General features: G+C 53.4%; 14 protein-coding genes and 1 pseudogene. 10 read left to right on the top strand and 5 right to left on the bottom strand.

The annotated features are described in order from the left end of the window. Positions 1–36: 36 nt before the first annotated feature. From deoB to yjjJ, 3 genes are all read left to right on the top strand, one after another. Positions 37–1,260: a phosphopentomutase gene (gene deoB / locus EB241_RS04450; RefSeq protein WP_124231997.1), complete on the top strand. Its 1,224-nt coding sequence runs from the start codon at positions 37–39 to the stop codon at positions 1,258–1,260. A 40-nt stretch (positions 1,261–1,300) separates the two neighbouring features. Continuing rightward, positions 1,301–2,020 (top strand): purine-nucleoside phosphorylase, encoded by a 720-nt coding sequence (gene deoD, locus EB241_RS04445; RefSeq protein ID WP_124231996.1) that lies wholly within the window; start codon positions 1,301–1,303, stop codon positions 2,018–2,020. Between the two features lie 178 nt (positions 2,021–2,198). Next, positions 2,199–3,530 (top strand): type II toxin-antitoxin system HipA family toxin YjjJ, encoded by a 1,332-nt coding sequence (gene yjjJ, locus EB241_RS04440; protein WP_124232042.1) that lies wholly within the window; start codon positions 2,199–2,201, stop codon positions 3,528–3,530. 1 nt (position 3,531) lies between these two features. Here the strand turns inward: yjjJ and EB241_RS04435 are convergent, their stop codons facing one another. Next, the gene (locus EB241_RS04435; protein ID WP_124231995.1) at positions 3,532–4,188 is read right to left on the bottom strand and encodes a YtjB family periplasmic protein; all 657 of its coding nucleotides are present in this window, start codon (positions 4,186–4,188) and stop codon (positions 3,532–3,534) included. A 116-nt stretch (positions 4,189–4,304) separates the two neighbouring features. Between EB241_RS04435 and serB the strand changes: the two genes are divergently transcribed. The 3 genes from serB to nadR all read left to right on the top strand — a co-directional run bounded on the left by serB (position 4,305) and on the right by nadR (position 8,008). Continuing rightward, complete coding sequence (gene serB / locus EB241_RS04430) at positions 4,305–5,282, top strand: phosphoserine phosphatase (protein ID WP_124231994.1); 978 nt, start codon at positions 4,305–4,307, stop codon at positions 5,280–5,282. A gap of 9 nt (positions 5,283–5,291) precedes the next feature. Further along, entirely contained in the window at positions 5,292–6,674 is a 1,383-nt protein-coding gene (radA, locus tag EB241_RS04425) for a DNA repair protein RadA (protein WP_124231993.1), read from the top strand. A 107-nt stretch (positions 6,675–6,781) separates the two neighbouring features. Further along, positions 6,782–8,008, top strand: a complete 1,227-nt coding sequence (gene nadR / locus EB241_RS04420; RefSeq protein WP_124231992.1) for a multifunctional transcriptional regulator/nicotinamide-nucleotide adenylyltransferase/ribosylnicotinamide kinase NadR — start codon at positions 6,782–6,784, stop codon at positions 8,006–8,008. Between the two features lie 22 nt (positions 8,009–8,030). On the opposite strand, the pseudogene EB241_RS04415 reads toward nadR, so the two are convergent. Beyond that, positions 8,031–9,008, bottom strand: a pseudogene (locus EB241_RS04415) (zinc-binding alcohol dehydrogenase family protein). A 97-nt stretch (positions 9,009–9,105) separates the two neighbouring features. Between EB241_RS04415 and EB241_RS04410 the strand changes: the two are divergent. After that, the gene (locus EB241_RS04410; protein WP_124231991.1) at positions 9,106–10,002 is read left to right on the top strand and encodes a LysR family transcriptional regulator; all 897 of its coding nucleotides are present in this window, start codon (positions 9,106–9,108) and stop codon (positions 10,000–10,002) included. Positions 10,003–10,302: 300 nt separating this feature from the next. After that, on the top strand, positions 10,303–10,698 hold the full coding sequence (locus tag EB241_RS04405; protein ID WP_124231990.1) for a type II restriction endonuclease: 396 nt from the start codon (positions 10,303–10,305) through the stop codon (positions 10,696–10,698). Positions 10,699–10,753: 55 nt separating this feature from the next. On the opposite strand, the gene ettA is transcribed toward EB241_RS04405, so the two are convergent. Both ettA and deoR read right to left on the bottom strand, forming a co-directional pair. After that, a complete protein-coding gene (gene ettA / locus EB241_RS04400; RefSeq protein ID WP_124231989.1) occupies positions 10,754–12,421 on the bottom strand; it encodes an energy-dependent translational throttle protein EttA in 1,668 nt (555 codons plus the stop codon). A gap of 257 nt (positions 12,422–12,678) precedes the next feature. Then, positions 12,679–13,443, bottom strand: a complete 765-nt coding sequence (deoR, locus tag EB241_RS04395; protein WP_124231988.1) for a DNA-binding transcriptional repressor DeoR — start codon at positions 13,441–13,443, stop codon at positions 12,679–12,681. Positions 13,444–13,707: 264 nt separating this feature from the next. On the opposite strand from deoR, the gene uxuA reads away from it, so the two are divergent. Continuing rightward, complete coding sequence (uxuA, locus tag EB241_RS04390; RefSeq protein WP_124231987.1) at positions 13,708–14,784, top strand: mannonate dehydratase; 1,077 nt, start codon at positions 13,708–13,710, stop codon at positions 14,782–14,784. A 348-nt stretch (positions 14,785–15,132) separates the two neighbouring features. Here uxuA and EB241_RS04385 read toward each other — a convergent pair whose 3' ends face one another. Next, positions 15,133–17,832 (bottom strand): cation-transporting P-type ATPase, encoded by a 2,700-nt coding sequence (locus EB241_RS04385; protein ID WP_124231986.1) that lies wholly within the window; start codon positions 17,830–17,832, stop codon positions 15,133–15,135. A 260-nt stretch (positions 17,833–18,092) separates the two neighbouring features. On the opposite strand from EB241_RS04385, the gene sltY reads away from it, so the two are divergent. After that, complete coding sequence (sltY, locus tag EB241_RS04380) at positions 18,093–20,015, top strand: murein transglycosylase (protein ID WP_124231985.1); 1,923 nt, start codon at positions 18,093–18,095, stop codon at positions 20,013–20,015. Positions 20,016–20,065: the final 50 nt, after the last annotated feature.

The raw sequence follows: 20,065 nt of genomic DNA, 5'->3' as shown, positions 1-20,065 counted from the left end.
TTTATGCTCATCGCGTTTACTACGCAGGAGACGAGAATGAAACGTGTATTCCTTATGGTGCTTGATTCTTTCGGGATCGGCTCCAGCAAAGATGCCGATAAGTTCGGTGATGCGGGGGCTGATACCCTGGGACATATTGCGCAGGCGTGCTTCAATGGCGACGCCGACCACGGGCGCACAGGGCCACTGCGTCTGCCCAATCTGACGGCGCTGGGATTAGGCAAAGCGGCCGAAGCCGCCAGCGGCACATTCCCACCAGGACTTGACAACAACGCGGAGATTATTGGTGCGTATGCGTACGCCAGCGAGCTGTCATCCGGCAAAGACACCCCGTCAGGTCACTGGGAAATTGCCGGTGTGCCGGTGCTGTTCGACTGGGGCTATTTCACCGATAAAGCGCACAGTTTTCCGCAGGCGCTGCTGGACGAGCTGGTGGAAAAGGCCGATTTACCCGGCTATCTGGGTAACTGCCACTCTTCCGGTACGGTGATCCTCGACCAGCTTGGTGAAGAACATATGAAAACCGGCAAGCCCATTTTTTACACCTCGGCGGATTCGGTGTTCCAGATTGCCTGCCATGAAGAGACCTTTGGCCTTGATCGCCTTTACCGACTGTGTGAGATTGCCCGCGAGGCCCTGACGGAAGGCGGCTATAATATCGGTCGCGTTATTGCGCGCCCCTTTATTGGTGACAGCGCCGGACACTTTGAACGCACGGGCAATCGTCACGATCTGGCCGTTGAGCCTCCTTCGCCAACCATACTGAAAAAACTGGTGGATGAGCAACAGGGGGACGTCATCTCCATCGGCAAGATTGCGGATATCTACGCCAACGTTGGCATTACGAAGAAAGTGAAGGCCACCGGACTGGATGCGTTGTTTGACGCCACGATTGCAGAAATGAAGACGGCCGCAGATAACAGCATCGTTTTTACCAACTTCGTTGATTTTGACTCCACCTGGGGACATCGCCGCGACGTTGCCGGTTACGCGGGCGGGCTGGAACTGTTTGACCGCCGCCTGCCGGAGCTGATGGCGCTGGTGAAAGAAGGTGACATGCTGATCCTTACCGCCGATCACGGTTGCGATCCCACCTGGCCGGGAACCGAGCACACCCGCGAGCATATTCCGGTGTTGATCTATGGTCCGGGAATTAAGCCGGGTTCGCTGGGCTACCGCGACACCTTTGCTGATATAGGCCAGACGGTGGCGAACTATTTCGGCCTCAGTCCGATGGAATACGGCAAAAGTATGCTGTAATCAACGCAATTTTTTTGATCAAAGAACAAAAGGACAGAACATGGCTACGCCTCATATTAACGCTGAAATGGGTGACTTTGCTGACGTGGTGCTGATGCCGGGCGATCCGCTTCGCGCTAAGTATATTGCTGAAACTTTTTTGCAGGACGCGGTGGAAGTGAATAATGTACGCGGCATGTTGGGTTATACCGGGACTTACAAAGGTCGTAAAATCTCGGTGATGGGCCACGGTATGGGTATTCCTTCCTGCTCAATCTATGCAAAAGAGCTGATCACCGAATTTGGCGTGAAGAAGATTATCCGTGTTGGCTCCTGTGGCGCGGTACGTGCCGATGTGAAACTGCGTGATGTGGTGATCGGCATGGGCGCATCCACCGATTCAAAAGTGAACCGGATGCGTTTCAAAAATCACGATTTTTCCGCCATTGCCGATTTTGACATGGTACGTAACGCGGTAGATGCGGCAAAGGCGCTGGGCGTGAATACCCGCGTTGGCAATCTCTTCTCGGCTGACCTGTTCTACTCACCCGATCCACAGATGTTTGACGTAATGGAAAAGTACGGCATTCTGGGAGTGGAAATGGAAGCGGCCGGGATCTATGGTGTGGCGGCAGAGTTCGGTGCAAAAGCGCTGGCTATCTGTACCGTTTCTGATCATATCCGTAGCGGCGAGCAGACCACGGCGGCAGAGCGCCAGACCACCTTCAGCGAGATGATCGAAATCGCGCTGGAGTCCGTACTGCTGGGCGATAAAGCCTGAACTGAGGGTTAATCGTTCACCTGGCCGGTATTCTCCGGCCAGTGCTGTCTCTGCCATTATCAAAAATACTTTCAGGTATCTATTCACGGATAGATGCTTTTTTTTTGTTTTTTTCTTTATTTTCACTATATTAATTATTTAGTATCTATTCAGTTATCTATTCATGAATCCATTCATTATGACGGATGTTACCCAATTGTTGTTACAGGGGCCGCTGGATGCTGCCACGTTAATGACCCGGCTTGAGATCAGCCAGGCTTCGCTGTCCCGTCTGATTGCCGCCCAGCCGCAGGTGCTGAAATACGGCCGTGCAAGGGCCACTCGCTATGCGTTGCTACGCCCTGTCCGCGAATCGCACCGTTTTCCGCTGTGGCAAATCGACGATCGGGGCACGGCAAATAAAGCCGGGCAGCTTTACTGTATCTGGCCCGTGGGGAGTTGCCTGGTGGAGGACCATCATCGCAACTGGCACTATTTTGACGGTCTGCCATGGTATCTGGGCGACATGCGGCCACAGGGCTTTCTGGGGCGGACATGGGGTTGTGGATGTGCGCGGCAACTCGGCCTGCCGGAAGACATTCGCCACTGGAATGAAGATCATCTGCTGATTGCGCTGGCCTCCTGTGGTAGCGATCTTCCAGGCAACTGGCTGGTTGGGCAACACAGCTATCAGCAGTGGCTGCAACAGTCCGTGCCGGAACCGGTTGCCCGGCAGGAGAAAAAATATGCTTACCCTTTACTGGCACAACGCGTGCTGACGGGTGAGGATACAGGGTCATCCGCCGGGGGAGAGCAGCCTAAGTTTACCTGTTATGCACAATGGCAGGAGGATGAAAAAGCGCATCTGCTGGTGAAATTCACGCCTGCACAGCGTAACGATAACAGCCAGCGCTGGGGTGATTTGCTGAGAGCGGAGGCACTGGCGTTGCAACTGCTTGCCGAAAACGGCATTGCAGCGGCAGAGGCCAGCATTATTACGGCTGAAAATGGACAGGTATTTCTCGACGTGGTGCGTTTTGATCGCGTTGGTGAGCAGGGCAGACGCAGTCTGGTATCACTTGAAACGGTGCAGGCTGAGTTCAACGGAACGCAGCAGCGCTGGCCACAGGCATTGCAGGACCTGCTGGCACAGAAAAAAATCACGCCGGAAGATGCAAAGCGCGGGACGTTACAGTGGGCGTTTGGTCGTCTGATTGCCAACGGTGATATGCACAGCGGCAACCTGGCATTTTTTCATACATCACAACGGCTTACCCTGACGCCCGCTTATGATATGTTGCCAATGAGTCTGGCTCCGAACAGCGCAGGCTATATGCGCGATACCATACCGGTCATTGAGCTTGATACCACTGTTCCGGGCGGGATATGGCAACAGGCATTGATGCTGGCACAACAATACTGGCAAATCATCGCCAGTTCTGAGGCGTGGAGTGAGGGCTTCCGGCAGCTGGCGGAGGAGATGCAACGGGCACTGAAAACGCTGGCGGTGCAAATTGGCCGTATGGCATAAGTTAAGGTTTTGCTGGTGTGTCGCTGTTTTCGGCACTGTCTTCCTGCACCGGCCTGTTGGCCGTTAGCAGGAAAGGTGACTGTTGCCAGCGGCTGCGGCGGTTACGCAGCAGCGTGCGGCTCAGGATGATACCGATAGCCAGTGCCAGCAACATCATCAGGCGCAGAATGTTGGTGGTGTTATCCACCTGACGGGATTCTGTCACCAGAACGTGGGTATCCAGGGTTATACGCAGAAAACCACGGGGACCATCAGGACTGTCCAGCGGCTGCACCATCTGTTGATTGAAGTAGCTACCCGCACGCTGTCCCTCCAGTGCCAGCCTGTCACGAACACCGATGGTTTCGCCACGGTGCGCCACAAGGGCACCGCTGTCATCATAAACGGTGGCATCAAGAATACGGCTGTCGTGGGTAAGCTGTGCCAGAATATCTTCAATTTTCTGGCGGTTATCATCGCTGTTCGCCATCAATGGCGTCAGACTGAACGCCACCTGCCGGGTCAGCGTGCGGGCCAGTTCTTCCATCTGCGCGGAACGCGTCATCTGATGGCTGATACTGAACCAGGATGCCCCCTGCATCAGCACCACCAACAAAGTGAGACAAATCAAAACGATCACCGTGCGGTGCAGCCGAAATTTTAGTGTGGTTCTGGCCATCTTTATCCTTCACAAATTATGCATAAACCGCCGCCTGTTTCGATGCTTTATGTTGCCAGAAGCAGGCCTGACAGGGTAGCCTCTTGCGTGGTTAATCTGTCCTTACTGGAGCTGTAATGCCTATTAGTATGACCTGGTGCGATCTGCCTGCCGATATATCACTCTGGCCGGTTTTGCCTCTCTCTCTCAGCGGTGATGAAGTGATGCCGCTGGATTACCGCGCTGGTCACACTGGCTGGCTTTTGTACGGGCGCAGTCTGGATAAAGCGCGTCTGACCGCATTGCAGCAGCATCTGGGCGCCGCGCTGGTGATCGTCAGTGCCTGGCAGGTGGAGGATTATCATGTGGTCCGGCTGGCCGGTTCGCTGACGCCGCAGGCCACCCGACTGGCGCACGATGTGGGCCTCGACGTGGCACCGTTGGGGCGGATTCCCTCGCTTAAAACCCCAGGACTGCTGGTGATGGATATGGATTCCACCGCCATTGAAATTGAATGCATTGACGAAATCGCCCGGCTGGCTGGCAGCGGCGAACAGGTGGCAGAGGTCACCGAGCGTGCAATGCGTGGCGAACTCGATTTTACTGCCAGTTTGCGTCAGCGTGTGGCGACGCTGAAAAATGCTGATGCCGGTATTCTGAAGCAGGTCCGTGACCGGTTGCCGCTGATGCCTGGCCTGGTTTCACTGGTGCAAAAACTCCATGCGCTGGGCTGGCAGGTGGCGATTGCGTCGGGCGGCTTTACCTTTTTTGCTGAATATTTGCGCGACACCCTGCATTTGTCTGCTATTGTCGCCAACGAGCTGGAAATTTGCGATGGCAAACTGACCGGCGAGCTGTTGGGCGATATCGTCGATGCGCAGTATAAAGCTGATACCCTGCTGCGGCTGGCTAAGCGTTTTGAGATCGCCCCGGAGCAAACCGTTGCTATTGGCGACGGAGCCAACGATCTGCTGATGATCCAGGCGTCGGCGCTGGGTATCGCCTATCATGCCAAGCCTAAGGTAAATGAAAAAACCGAGGTCACCATCCGTCATGCCGATTTGATCGGGGTGCTGTGTATCCTTAGTGGCAGCCTGATCCATGAAGAACGTTAAGGGGTAAATTTGGCCAAAGCGGTAAAACGTGCTTTTGTCTGTAACGAATGCGGTGCAGATTATCCGCGCTGGCAGGGGCAGTGCAGCGCCTGCCATGCCTGGAATACCATCACCGAGGTGCGTCTGGCAGCATCGCCTGCCGCAGCACGTAACGAGCGGCTGTCTGGCTATGCCGGCAGTGCCGGAACCAGCCGGGTGCAGAAGCTGTCAGAAGTCAGCCTTGAAGCGTTACCCCGTTTTTCTACCGGTTTTAAAGAGTTTGACCGCGTGCTGGGTGGTGGCGTGGTGCCGGGCAGTGCGATTCTGATCGGCGGTAATCCCGGCGCGGGAAAAAGTACCCTGCTGTTGCAAACCCTGTGCAAACTGGCTGAAGGGATGAAAACCCTTTACGTCACCGGCGAAGAGTCATTACAGCAGGTGGCGATGCGGGCACACCGGCTGGGCCTGCCAACGGAAAATCTGAATATGCTGTCGGAAACCAGCATTGAGCAGATCTGCCTGATTGCCGAACAGGAACAGCCCAGACTGATGGTGATCGACTCCATTCAGGTGATGCACATGGCCGATATCCAGTCATCCCCTGGCAGCGTGGCACAGGTGCGTGAAACCGCCGCTTATCTGACCCGCTTTGCCAAGACGCGTGGCGTGGCCATCGTGATGGTGGGGCACGTCACCAAAGATGGTTCACTGGCCGGGCCAAAGGTGCTGGAACACTGTATCGACTGTTCAGTGTTACTGGATGGCGATGCCGATTCCCGTTTTCGTACCTTGCGTAGTCATAAAAACCGTTTCGGGGCGGTGAATGAGCTGGGCGTGTTTGCCATGACCGAACACGGACTGCGTGAAGTCAGCAACCCTTCCGCTATTTTTCTCAGTCGGGGCGAGGAGGTGACTTCCGGTAGCTCGGTGATGGTGCTGTGGGAAGGTACGCGACCTTTGCTGGTGGAAATTCAGGCGCTGGTTGACCACTCAATGATGGGTAATCCAAGACGTGTGGCCGTAGGGCTGGAGCAGAACCGCCTGGCGATCCTTCTGGCGGTGTTGCATCGTCATGGCGGTCTGCAAATGGCCGATCAGGACGTTTTTGTCAATGTGGTTGGCGGCGTGAAGGTCAGTGAAACCAGCGCCGACCTGGCGCTGATGCTGTCGATGGTGTCCAGCCTGCGTGACCGCCCTTTACCTCAGGACCTGGTGGTTTTTGGTGAGGTGGGGCTGGCGGGGGAAATTCGCCCGGTGCCAAGCGGGCAGGAGCGTATTTCAGAAGCGGCGAAACACGGTTTTCGCCGGGCGATTGTACCTGCTGCCAATGTGCCGAAGAAAATGCCGGAAAATATGAAGGTCTACGGGGTGAAAAAGCTGGCTGATGCGCTGGCAATCCTTGATGAACTCTGACGTTTTAAGTGGTAATTTATGTGGCGATTTGCTTCGCCCTTTGATGTAAACGCCACCCATCATCACATAACTAAAATTTATTACGCCCGTGATGCAGGAGACATTTGATGTCGTCTTTTGAGTATCTGAAAACCGCGATCCGTCAGAAGGGTTGCACTTTGCAGCAGGTGGCTGATGCCAGCGGCATGACCAAAGGCTATCTCAGCCAGCTGTTGAATGCCAAAATCAACAGCCCCAGCGCCAAAAAGCTGGAAGCGCTCCATCGTTTTCTGGGACTGGAATTTCCCCGCCGGGAAAAAACCGTTGGCGTGGTTTTTGGTAAGTTTTATCCACTGCATACCGGCCATATTTACCTGATCCAGCGCGCCTGTAGCCAGGTGGATGAATTGCATATCATCATGGGCCACGATGAGCCACGTGATCGTAAGCTGTTCGAAGACAGTGCCATGTCGCAGCAGCCGACCGTTAGCGATCGTCTGCGCTGGCTGCTGCAAACCTTTAAATATCAGAAGAATATTCGCATTCATTCCTTTAACGAAGAAGGGATGGAGCCGTATCCGCACGGTTGGGATGTCTGGAGCCGTGGCATTAATGATTTTATGGCGAATCATGGTATTGTGCCGAATCGCGTTTATACCAGTGAAGAACCGGATGTGCCGCAGTATCAGCAGCATCTGGGGATTGATACGGTGCTGATCGATCCAAAACGCTCGTTTATGAACATCAGCGGCACGCAGATCCGTCAGGACCCTTTCCGTTACTGGGAATATATCCCCACCGAGGTGAAGCCGTTCTTCGTGCGCACGGTGGCGATCCTGGGAGGAGAATCGAGCGGTAAGTCGACGCTGGTCAACAAACTGGCCAATATTTTTAATACCACCAGTGCATGGGAGTATGGCCGCGATTATGTCTTTTCGCACCTTGGCGGCGATGAAATGGCATTGCAATATTCTGACTATGACAAAATTGCCCTTGGCCAGGCGCAATATATTGATTTTGCTGTAAAGTACGCCAATAAAGTGGCCTTCATTGATACCGATTTCGTCACCACTCAGGCATTCTGCAAGAAATATGAAGGCCGGGAGCACCCCTTCGTGCAGGCATTAATTGACGAGTACCGTTTCGATCTGGTTATCCTGGTGGAGAACAATGTGCCGTGGGTGGCTGACGGCCTGCGTAGCCTCGGCAGCTCGGTTGACAGAAAAGAATTTCAGGCGCTGCTGGCATCGATGCTGGAGGCTAACAACATCGCCTATCAGCATATTGAGCAGGATAATTACGATCAGCGCTTTTTGCGCTGTGTGGAGCTGGTAAAAGAGATGCTGGGGGCCTGAGCCTTGCCAGCATCAGCACTGATTAACAGGTGATGACCACCTTTCCGCGCATATCTCCTTCCTGCACCAGACGATGGGCTTCGCGCAGATTTTCCACACATCAGTCCGTGCAGTGTTTTACTAAGGAAAGTGGTGATTTTTCCCTCGTCGGGCAGCGTTGCCGTCTGCTGCAAAATTTCACCCCGGCGGGAAATATCCGGCGGGGTGAACATGCTGCGGGTGAACATAAATTCAAAATGCAGCGAGGCGCTTTTCAGCTTCAGCTGCTCCGTGTCGAGCGGTCGTTTCATTTTCCACGATGGTGGCCCTGTGGCGCAATCAACAGCGTCATTGCTGCCCAGTGGCCGTCGGTATCGTTCAGGCAGAAAATATAATCTACCTGTTTCAGCCCGTGTTTCTCCAGTTCTCCCGGCATATTCCTGTAATCAATCACCAGATTGGCCGCGCCATCCCTGCACCACTGTGCTGACTCAGGACGTGATGCCATCGCGATAATGGCGGCCTTGCTATACAATTTTGCAAACGGGATCGCCAGCGCCACCGACAAGCAATAAGGTTTTCCCTTCTGCGGCCTGGTCAATATGCAGACGGTCGAATAAACCTTCTCAGGCGGTCAGTGCGGTCAGCGGTATGGCTGCCGACGCTGCCCGGTCCAGTGAGGAGGGTTTATGGCTGGCGATACGGGCATCAATTAATTGCTGGCTGCTGTTACTGCCGCCGCGGGTGATATCTCCGGTATACCAGACTTCATCACCGGGCCTGAATTCCGTGGCTTTGCTGCCCACTTCCAGCACCACTCCGCTGGCATCCCAACCGAGAATACGCGGCTGTTGCAGGCCATTTTTTTGTGCGCTTGCGTGTACTGTTGTGTCCACCGGATTGACCTAAACCGCCGGACTTAAACCAGTAGCTCATATTCACCTGAAGTACGTTTTTCTGGTTGAAATTCAAAAAATTGCTCCGGTTTTTCTGGATTAACAGCAATTGCTTTAATTGTCATAGCGTATCTCCGTTGAGGTGTGATATTCAGTGTAAGGCCTTAGCAGGGTAATTATAATACGTACAATGGCTTATGGAGTGTTCGTTTCAGGTGAACAATAATGTTTAAACAGCTTCAGGATATGGCGCTTTTTGCCCTGGTGGTTGAGTGTGGTAGTTTTACCGCCGCCGCCAGGCGTGCAGGTTTACCCAAGTCCAGTGTCAGTCAGCGTATCAGTCTGCTTGAACAGACGCTGGGGATACGGTTGCTTAACCGGACCACCCGTCAGCTCAACCTGACGTTTGCCGGGGAACGCTATCTGGTGCATTGTCAGGAGCTGTTACAGGCCAGTGAAAGAGCAGGAATGGCCATTGAGCGTCTGCGGGATAATCCCAGCGGCCGGTTGCGTATTACCTCGCCGGCAGGCATTGCAGCAACGCTATTGGCAAAATTAAATACCGCTTTCCTGCAGGCTTACCCGGATGTCACGTTGGAGGTATCGGTTTCTGATGGCATCTGTGATTTGGTGAAGGAAGGATTCGACATTGCCATGCGTACCGGCGAACCGCAGGATTCATCGCTGACAGGACGGCGTATTGGTTGCTGTGAGCAACTGCTTGTGGCCTCAAAAGACTATCTGGCACAGCACCAGGAGATCGTGCATCCACAGCAACTGTCGGCGCATCGTTGTATTGTCCATCAGGCATGGAACGAGTGGTTATTAAAAAGAGACGATGAGTATTATCGCTGTGTGCCTCCGCCACTCCATATGACGGATAATCTGGTCTATGCCCGTGAGTGTGCATTGAGAGGCGGGGGGATCAGCCTGCTACCTCGTTTTCTGGTGGAAGAGATGCTGTCAGCAGATACGCTGGTGGCCGTATTGCCGGAATGGCAATTATCAGGCAATGAGCTATGGCTGGTTTATCCGGGGTGTAAACTGAATTCGCCAGCGCTAATCAGCTTTATTAATTATGCGTTACAGTCGCAGATATTCCGGGCTTTTTATCAATAAGAGCCTGTTCCACCGATGTCATTGTCGCAGGCAGTCTGGACACTGACAGTGCGGAGACAACGGTTTGTATTTGAACGCCCTTAAGCGCCCGCCAACATCGGAGCACCGGCGCGTCCACGCCGTCGGTGAGGATGTCGGACAGAACGGCAAGTAAACCAGCCCTGATGGGCTGGCTGTAAGCCGCGCGAATATTTTAAGCTGACTCCCGATATTAACGGTCTGAAAATCGATTCAGCCAGAAGAAAAGATAACTGAAATGATTATATTTGGTATCGTTTTTTTTAACATGGAGCATGGCCCATGAATAATAAAAGAGAGACCAGAAATAAGGGATGTATTAAAAGGCTGACGAAAGTTGAGGCTGACAGAAATGCATCTAATCAGCATGAGTTTAACGGCGTGGCGAGCTTAAAAAGTCTTTTTGGCGATCAGAAAAGAGAAGTTATGGCAACGTTTATGATCGAGGGTGAAGCGCTGTCCAGCAGAGCAAAAGTAACATGGTACGAAGCAAGAGAAAGACATAAAACGCGTTCTGAATATCGTTTATATTTTCAGGATAACAGGGTGATGGATCGGGCTTGCGAGGGCGATAATATTTATATCGGATTTGATAATGACAATCTATTAAACTGCATATTAATTCCCCGGAAAAGCAGCAGTTATGTTTCCGGTATCAATAAATGGAAACCAATATGAGGTTCAGGCAATCTAGCGGTTTAGAAGGCGAGAGATAATCTCTCGCCTGCTTATTTTACTTGATCATCCGCTTATATTTAATGCGCTTTGGCTCCAGCGCATCAGCGCCCAGCGTGCGCTTTTTATACTCTTCGTATTCGGTAAAATTGCCTTCGAAGAATTCGATTTTGCCTTCATCCTGATAGTCGAGAATATGCGTGGCGATACGGTCAAGGAACCAGCGGTCATGGGAGATGACCATGGCACAGCCAGGGAACTCCAGCAGGGCGTTTTCCAGCGCACGCAGGGTTTCGATATCCAGATCGTTGGTGGGTTCATCAAGCAGTAACATGTTGCCGCCAACCTGCAACAGTTTGGCCAGATGCAGGCGGCCACGCTCACCACCGGACAGTTCACCGACGCGTTTGCCCTGGTCAACGCCTTTAAAGTTAAAACGTCCAACATAGGCACGGCTTGGCATTTCAGTATTGCCAATGCGCATGATGTCCTGGCCACCGGAAACCTCTTCCCAGACGGTTTTTGCATTATCCATGCTGTCGCGAAACTGATCGACCGAAGCCAGCTTAACCGTATCCCCCAGTACGATAGTGCCGGAATCAGGCTGCTCCTGGCCGGACATCATACGGAACAGTGTGGATTTCCCCGCACCGTTAGGACCAATAATACCGACAATCGCGCCTTTAGGGACGGAGAAGGAAAGATCGTCAATCAGCACGCGGTCGCCGTAAGATTTACGGAGATTGCTGACTTCCAGCACTTTATCGCCCAGACGGGCACCCGGTGGAATAAACAACTCATTGGTTTCGTTACGTTTCTGGTATTCAGTGTTGTTCAGTTCTTCAAAGCGTGCCAGGCGGGCTTTACCTTTGGACTGACGGCCTTTGGTCCCCTGACGTACCCATTCCAGCTCTTTCTCAATGGATTTGCGGCGAGCCGCTTCGCTGGAGGCTTCCTGTGCCAGACGGGCATCTTTCTGTTCCAGCCAGGAGGAGTAGTTGCCTTCCCATGGAATGCCTTCACCACGGTCCAGCTCCAGGATCCAGCCTGCCACGTTATCAAGGAAGTAGCGGTCATGGGTAATCGCCACCACCGTACCTTCAAAGTCATGCAGGAATCGCTCCAGCCACGCCACGGATTCTGCATCCAGGTGGTTGGTCGGTTCGTCCAGCAACAGCATATCGGGTTTTTCCAGCAGCAGTCGGCACAGCGCCACGCGGCGACGCTCACCACCGGAGAGGTTGGCAATTTTTGCCTCCCAGTCCGGCAGGCGCAGCGCGTCGGCAGCACGTTCCAGCTGTGTGTTAAGATTATGGCCGTCATGAGCCTGGATAATCTCTTCCAGCTTGCCCTGTTCGGCGGCCAGTTTGTCAAAATCGGCGTCTTCTTCGGCGTAAAGTGCGTACACTTCATCCAAACGCTTGAGTGCACCCACAACTTCTGCCAGTGCTTCTTCCACTGACTCGCGCACGCTGTGTTCCAGATTAAGCTGCGGCTCCTGGGGCAAATAGCCTATCTTGATGCCTGGCTGTGGACGCGCTTCCCCTTCAATATCTTTGTCGATACCGGCCATAATGCGCAGCAGGGTGGATTTACCTGCACCATTCAGACCCAGTACGCCGATTTTGGCACCGGGAAAAAAGCTCAGGGATATATTTTTCAGTATATGGCGTTTCGGCGGAACTACCTTGCCGACGCGATGCATGCTGTAGACGAATTGAGCCACGTAGGATAAGCCTCTTGCTGTCTGAAATTAAGGTGGAAACCGGGGCACGGGTTACCCGCTCAGGGGAAGAAGTTTAGCTGTTTTCGGCGGCTAATCCCAGCCGTAGCCGGCGTTTTATGGCGGTCAGAAACCTGTTCGGACCACATATTTCAAATTTATCTGTTTTTGGATTTTACCTCAGCAATTGTCGTGAGCTGTTCAGCGCGTATGCCTCTGGGGTTGGGATTGTGTAGTACCGTCAGCGGAGCGTCAGATACTCAGAGGTGCTGGTGAACCACACCAGACTGCTGTAGCCGTTGCGCAAGTGCGTTGGGTGCGGCTTCGTTGGTGATTAAGCGATTAAAAAGGTCAAGATCGCCAATCCGGGCGGAAAGCACTTTGCCAAATTTACTGCTGTCAGCCACCAGAATTTTCTGACGGGCGCGCAGCAAGGCCAGATGTTTGATCGGCAGCTCATTGAGGTTGTAGCAGGTTGCCCCCTGCACTGCATCAATACCCGCCGCAGAAATAAACGCTTTGTCCGGGCAAAGATTGTCCATCACTGAACCTGGTCCCTGTGGCGTGAAGATGGCGTTATCGCTGTGAAATTCTCCGCCATTCAGAAAAACCCGGCAGGCAGCTTTTTCCTGTAGCGCCAGGAAGGTATTCATCGCACAGCAGATGGCGGTGAATTCCAGCTGATGGTCGATGGCTTTGATAATCCAGGGAATAGTGGTGCCACAGTCAAAAAATACCGTGTCATGCTTTTGTATCAGTGTGGCTGCCAGCTGCCCGAGGCGTTGCTTCTGCCCGGCATTGTGCGTCTGCTGATCGGAGATAAAATAGCGCGCATGGCTGTTTTTGGGATCGCTCACGATATAACCGCCAAGCAACTGCACGGCAAGACAGGGTTCACTGAGATCGCGGCGGACCGTCATCTCCGAAACACCCAGCAGCTGTGCCGCCTCTTTGAGGTGGATCTTGTCGGTTTGCTGCAATGCGTACGCCAGCTTTTTTATGCGCTCATCGCGGCGTGTTTCCATTTCCTCTTTCCTGATAAGTCTGGTGTCTGTGCTGCGATAAAAAAGCCGTAATCTAAGGTGTCGCGCATTTCTGGCTGAGCCGTTCATCTTAACCGTAATGGGTGAATCCCGTACAGGGATATGTTGACGGCGTTACCCCATCTCATTGAACACCGGCAAGGGCGCTGATTGTGACAGAGATCCACTCTGCAGTGGTTTATTCATCGATTTTTTAAATACTAGTATGGTAGCTTGGTGATTCCTTTTTTACTTACGGTTATTTCTATGCAATTTACCATGCGTTGGTTTGGGCCAGAGGAGGACAGTATCCCTCTGAAGCATATTCGTCAGATCCCTGGCATTGGGGGAGTAGTAGGGGCGTTATACGATGTCGCACCAGGTGAAGTCTGGCCGGAAGATAAAATTAAAAAAATGGTTGGCCTCAGCCATCAGGCCGGTCTGAAGATGGAGGTGATCGAGAGCGTCAACATTCATGATGATATCAAAACGGGTGCCCCCTCGCGCGATCGCTACATCGCCAACTATCAACAGACTATTCGCCACCTGGCGCAGCAGGGTATCAACGTTATCTGTTACAACTTTATGCCAGTATTTGACTGGATGAAGACCGATATGAACTATGTGCTGGCCGATGGTTCATTGACTATGGCTTTTCAGAAAAAGGGCATCGATAAGCGTCTGGAAGACGTGGTGAAAGAGGTGCTGGATAACTCGAACGGTTTTGCCCTGCCCGGCTGGGAGCCGGAGCGACTGGCGCAAGTTCAGGCGTTGTTTGCCCGTTATCAGGACGTGGACGAAAACAAACTGCGTGACAATCTGGCTTACTTTCTGCGTGCGGTTATCCCGGTTTGCGAGGACGTGGGGATCAAGATGGCGATCCATCCTGACGATCCGCCTTATTCCATTTTCGGTTTGCCGCGTATTGTGAAAAATCGTGAGGATCTGGACTGGATATGCCGCGCGGTGGATTCAGAGGCTAACGGCATTACGCTGTGTACCGGTTCGATTGCTGAGGATCCTGATAATGATGTTTACGCGATTCTGGCTGAGTTTACCCGTCGCAATCGCATTCATTTTGCCCATGTTCGCAATATCAAACTGATTCAGGACAAGGATTTTTATGAATCTGCGCATCCAACACAATATGGCTCTCTGGATATGTACCTGGTGATGAAGGCGCTGCATGACAATGGCTTTGATGGCTATATTCGCCCGGATCATGGCCGTTTTATCTGGGGCGAAACCGGGCGTCCGGGGTACGGGCTTTATGACCGCGCGCTGGGCGTTACCTATTTACAGGGGCTGTGGGAAGCGCTGCAAAAACAGTCGCCGGGTGAGTGACAAACACCGTTTTTCATCGTTTGCCACCCAGGTTGAGAGGGTGCCATAACCCCTGCTGTTGCGCTTTCAGCAGGGAAATGGCCTGCTTATCCCCAGGTGCAGGTCACGTCGTTGGCCAAACGCACTGGCCTGATCCGGTTGGTGTACTCAGGGGATTTTTTCATACTGTAAATGACGTAAGTGCGAAAACTGACCTCGTGCGCTCACGATAACCCGGCAGCGATGAGGCCGATTGCCCCGTTGCTGCCCTGATATCGCCGGGGCTGTCCGGCAAGTTGCCTCGCTCTGCCAACCGTTAATGACAGCGTATTGGCATGGTTTTCAGCAGAATAAGCGCGGCCGGTGCCATTACGCTTTGCGCCAGCTGCGGGTAAGCTGCTTTTCCAGCTCCACAATCAGGAACAGTACGGTACCCACAGCCAGCGAGATTAGCCACCAGGACAGCGGCAGTGGCACGGTGCCAAACAGCGTGTTCATCAATGGCAGACAGATGATCGCCAGTTGCAGCAGGATAAGCACAAGGGTAACCACCCAGATGCCGCGGTTTCGCAGCAGGCCACGGTTGAGCGAAAAGCGCTCGGTTTCACGGCAGTTCAGCATATAAACCCATTGTGCGGTCACCAGCGTTTGCAGCAGGACAGTGCGAATAAATTCTGCGCTGTAGCCACGCGGTTGCAGCCAGGCTTCCAACATAAAGGCGCTGATCGCAATCAGAAAGCCAACAAAACCTACTCGCCAGAGTGCATAGCGATCCATGACGTGCCGTTTGGCATCACGCGGGGCGCGGCGCATCACATTTTTATCCGCTTTTTCAAAGGCGATGCCAAAGGAGAGAGTGGCTGAAGTGGCCATGTTCATCCATAAAATCTGTACCGGTGTCAGCGGTAGCAGGTTGCCCATCAGCATGGCGATGACAATCAACAAACCCTGTGCCAGATTGGTTGGCATAATGAACAGGATGGTTTTTTTCAGGTTATCCCAGACGCGACGTCCTTCCTTCACCGCATTAGCGATGGTGGCGAAGTTGTCATCCGTCAGTATCATGTCAGCCGCTTCTTTTGTTACCTCGGTGCCTTTAATGCCCATGGCAATGCCCACATCAGCCTGTTTAAGGGCGGGAGCATCGTTTACGCCGTCGCCGGTCATGCCCACCACTTCCCCTTTATCCTGCAGCGCTTTCACCAGACGCAGCTTATGTTGCGGGCTGGTGCGGGCAAAAATGTCGTAACGTAGGGCAGCGTTTGCCAGTTCGCCGTCGGTCATGTGCTCCAGTTGATAACCTGTTACTGCATTGCGACCATCACCAATTCCCAACATCTTGCCGATCGCCATCGCGGTTTCCTGATGATCGCCGGTGATCATTTTCACCCTGATCCCCGCCTGGTGGCACTCCGCAATTGCCTGCACCGCCTCCGGCCGTGGTGGGTCCATCATTGCGGCGATACCGCAGAAGATCATACCCTGTTGCAGGGCGTGATGGTCCAGCGGCGGTTGCGTCTCATCAACGTATTTAAAGGCACAGGCTACCATGCGCAGACCTTCGCGGGCATAGCGGGCAATCTGTTCCTCCCAGTACTGGCGGTCGAGCGGGGCATTGCCTTGCCCGGTCAGCTGTAACTGGCACAGTGTCAACAGCACGTCCGGGGCGCCAGTCATTAAAATTTGCTCTTCCCCGGCAATCCGGTGATGCGTTGCCATATATTTCCAGGCCGAGTCGAAGGGCAGTTTATCCTTCAGCTGAACCGTTTGCGCCGGGAGCTGGCCTTTTACCGCCAGCACTTTCAGTGCGCCTGCGGTCGGTCCGCCGGTGATGTTCCAGTGTCCCTGTTCATCTTGCACAAGCGTGCTGTCATTGCAGAGATCGGCAACGCGCAGGAACTGCCAGAGAAGCGGCTGAGATGCAGGTTCAACGGCCCTCAGCCCATCTTCGGTCAGAAAACGGCCCTCAGGACGGTAACTGTTTCCCTCCACCCGCAGGTTGCCGCCGGCCAGTAATACGGCTTTAACCGTCATTTCGTTCATGGTTAGCGTGCCGGTTTTGTCACTGCACACGACCGTCATTGCGCCAAGGGTTTCAACAGTGGGCAGCTTGCGAATAATTGCCCGTTTACGAACCATTGCCTGCACACCCAGCGAGAGAATGATCGAGATGATGGCAGGTAAACCCTCTGGTACTGCCGCGACTGCCAGCCCGATCAGCGAAAGCAGTAGCTGATCCATCGGCATGCTGCCCTGCAGCAGTGAGAAGATAAACAGGACGCCCATCATCGCCAGGATACTGAGGAAAATGACGTGACCGAGTTTATCCATCTGCACCAGCAGTGGCGTTCGCATGGGGTTGATATCGGTCATGATATGGTTGATTTGGCCAAGTTCGGTATCGCCGCCGGTGGCAATGACCACGCCACTGGCACTGCCCGCACTGACGGTGGTGCCAGAAAAGACCAGATTATTGCGGTCACCAAGCATCACTTCGCTGTCAATGGCCGCCGTCTGTTTGATGATTGCGGTGGATTCTCCGGTGAGGATCGCCTCTTCCACCTGAAGATTATGAGCTTCAATCAAACGCAAATCAGCCGGGATGCGATCGCCTGCACGTAGCATAACGATATCGCCTGGCACCAGTTCGCGGGCATCAAGCGTGTGAATTTGCTTATCTCGCATTGCCAGAGACTGCGTGGGCAGCATATTTCCTATGCTTTTTAGCGACTTTTCGGCATTGTTTTCCTGTATGAAGCCAATCAGCGAATTGATAAGCGCCACGCCGAGGATCACGGCGGTGTCTACCCAGTGCCCCATTATGCCGGTCAGCACGGCGGCAGCCAGTAGCACGTAGATCAGCACATCGTTAAAATGGGCGAGAAAGCGTATCAGCGCGTTTTTCCCCGGGCGTTGTGGCAACTGGTTTGGCCCCAGGGAAGCGAGACGTTCCTGCGCCTGGGTGGCTGAAAGTCCTGAGGGAGTGCTGTTTAACTTTTTCAAAACGGCAGCATGGCTGTAGCGATACCAGGCGGTCTGCTTTGCATCAGTTGGAGGCAATTGCGACATAGAGATTCCTTCAGAGGGAGAGTTTGACTCAATATTCAGGGATGAGCACTATGCTGAAGGAGACGCAAAAGAGGGTTATTGATCGTTATCGGAAATCATTAAGAAACATCATACAATCTGCCGTTGGTTTACTGACCGTTTAGCGGGAGGCCAGTACGTAAAAATGGTGTGAAACATAACAGGGATAACAAAGTCTGATTGGCATGAACCGTGTAGTATGGTGAGACAGAATAAAATGGGGCGTTAATGTGGGGAAAGTCATGGTGAACAAGTGGCAGTTGTGGGTAGCCGGGGTAAGTTTAACCGTTGCAGCCGGTATGGCTCAGGCGGGCTCGCTGGATGCCCAGCGTAGCCGTTATATGCAGATTAAGCAGGCCTGGGACAACAATCAGATGGAGACAGTGGCGCAACTCATGCCCACACTGCGTGATTACCCCCTTTATCCCTACCTTGAATACCGCCTGCTTACTGAGGATCTCGATCAGGAAAGCGGGTTTGTGGTTAACGACTTCATTAATAAATATCCGACGCTGCCGCCGGTGCGTTCTCTCTCCGCTCGTTTTGTTAATGAGCTGGCCCGTCGTCAGGACTGGCGTGGCCTGCTGGTGTTCAGCCCTGAGGCACCGAAACCGGTAGCTGCTCGTTGTAACTGGTATTACGCCAAATGGGCGACGGGTCAGCAGCAGGTTGCCCTGGACGGCGCAAAATCAATATGGCTTCGCGGGACTGCAACCCCCGCGGCCTGTGACCAGCTGTTCAGTGTCTGGCAGGCGGCAGGTCAGCAGACGCCTGTCACTACCCTTGAGCGTATCCGTCTGGCGATGAAAGAAGGTAATACTGGCCTGGTCAATGCGCTTGCCAAACAACTGCCTGCGGATTATCAGACGATTGCGGATGCGGTGATTGATGTGCAGAACAATCCTCAAAATGTTGTGTCCTTTGCCCGTAACGTGGGTGCGACGGATTTTACCCGTCAGGCGACGACGATAGCTTTTGCCAAAACCGCGCGGGACGATGCAGAAAATGCGCTGGCAATGATCCCGGAGCTGGTTCGCCTGCAAAAAATGAGCGAGCAGGATGAACAGGCGCTGAATGAAATCGTCGCCTGGCGACTGATGGACAATAATGTTACCTCTGAACAGGCCCGCTGGCGGGACAACGTGGTGATGCGCAGTGATTCAGTTTCGCTGATTGAGCGGCGGGTGAGGATGTCACTGGGCAATAACGATCGTCATGGGCTGAATACATGGATTGCCCGTCTGCCTGTTGAGGCTAAACAGAAAGACGAATGGCAATACTGGCAGGCCGATCTGCTGATGACGCAGGGACGCAACGAGGAGGCAGAAAGAATTCTGCGTAATCTGATGCAGGAGCGCGGCTTCTATCCGATGGTAGCTGCACAGCGTCTTGGTGTGGATTACAGTATGCAGGTGGATAAAGCGGCGGAACCCGATAACGCTCTTATCCAGGGAACAGAAATTGCCAGGGTGCGTGAGCTGATGTATTGGGGCATGGATAATCTCGCCCGCACGGAGTGGAGCTATCTGGTTGGCAGCAAAAGCACCAGTCAGCAGCAGCAGCTGGCGCGCTATGCCCGTCAGCAAAATTGGTGGGATCTGAGCGTACAGGCGACTATTACCGGCAAATTGTGGAATAGTTTGCAGGAGCGTTTCCCGCTGGCATGGCAGGAGCAGTTTAATCGCAATATTGCCGGGAAAGCGATCCCGGTCAGTTATGCGATGGCGATCGCGCGCCAGGAGAGTGCATGGAATCCAAAAGCCCGCTCGCCGGTAGGCGCTGCTGGTCTGATGCAGGTAATGCCTGCCACTGCACAACATACGGTGAAAGTTTACCGTCTGCCTGGATACAGCAACAGTAGCCAACTGCTTGATCCAGAAACTAATATCCAGATTGGTACGCAGTATCTGGAGTCGGTTTATCAGCAGTTTGGCCAGAACCGTATTTTCTCATCGGCGGCTTACAATGCCGGACCATCGCGGGTCAGAACCTGGCTGGGTAACAGCGCAGGGCGGCTGGATTCGGTGGCCTTTATTGAAACCATTCCGTTTTCGGAAACGCGCGGCTATGTTAAAAATGTACTGGCCTATGACGCCTACTATCGGCATTTTTTGAATAAGCCGGATAAAATCCTGTCCGACAGCGAGTGGCAGCGCCGCTACTGATTTGGCTGATACTGTGTTAAGCTGCTGTACTGGTTAACGAGTATGGGTTG

Origin of the sequence: Erwinia psidii (genome assembly GCF_003846135.1) — a bacterium.
Classification (GTDB): domain Bacteria; phylum Pseudomonadota; class Gammaproteobacteria; order Enterobacterales; family Enterobacteriaceae; genus Erwinia; species Erwinia psidii.
This window is presented reverse-complemented; position numbering and strand designations above follow the sequence as displayed.

Coding starts and splice junctions, on each gene's coding strand:
- deoR (WP_124231988.1), bottom strand. CDS start 13,443: ATGGAAACACGCCGCGATGAGCGCATAAAAAAGCTGGCGTACGCATTG.
- uxuA (WP_124231987.1), top strand. CDS start 13,708: ATGCAATTTACCATGCGTTGGTTTGGGCCAGAGGAGGACAGTATCCCT.
- deoD (WP_124231996.1), top strand. CDS start 1,301: ATGGCTACGCCTCATATTAACGCTGAAATGGGTGACTTTGCTGACGTG.
- deoB (WP_124231997.1), top strand. CDS start 37: ATGAAACGTGTATTCCTTATGGTGCTTGATTCTTTCGGGATCGGCTCC.
- serB (WP_124231994.1), top strand. CDS start 4,305: ATGCCTATTAGTATGACCTGGTGCGATCTGCCTGCCGATATATCACTC.
- sltY (WP_124231985.1), top strand. CDS start 18,093: ATGGTGAACAAGTGGCAGTTGTGGGTAGCCGGGGTAAGTTTAACCGTT.
- EB241_RS04435 (WP_124231995.1), bottom strand. CDS start 4,188: ATGGCCAGAACCACACTAAAATTTCGGCTGCACCGCACGGTGATCGTT.
- EB241_RS04385 (WP_124231986.1), bottom strand. CDS start 17,832: ATGTCGCAATTGCCTCCAACTGATGCAAAGCAGACCGCCTGGTATCGC.
- yjjJ (WP_124232042.1), top strand. CDS start 2,199: ATGACGGATGTTACCCAATTGTTGTTACAGGGGCCGCTGGATGCTGCC.
- nadR (WP_124231992.1), top strand. CDS start 6,782: ATGTCGTCTTTTGAGTATCTGAAAACCGCGATCCGTCAGAAGGGTTGC.
- EB241_RS04405 (WP_124231990.1), top strand. CDS start 10,303: ATGAATAATAAAAGAGAGACCAGAAATAAGGGATGTATTAAAAGGCTG.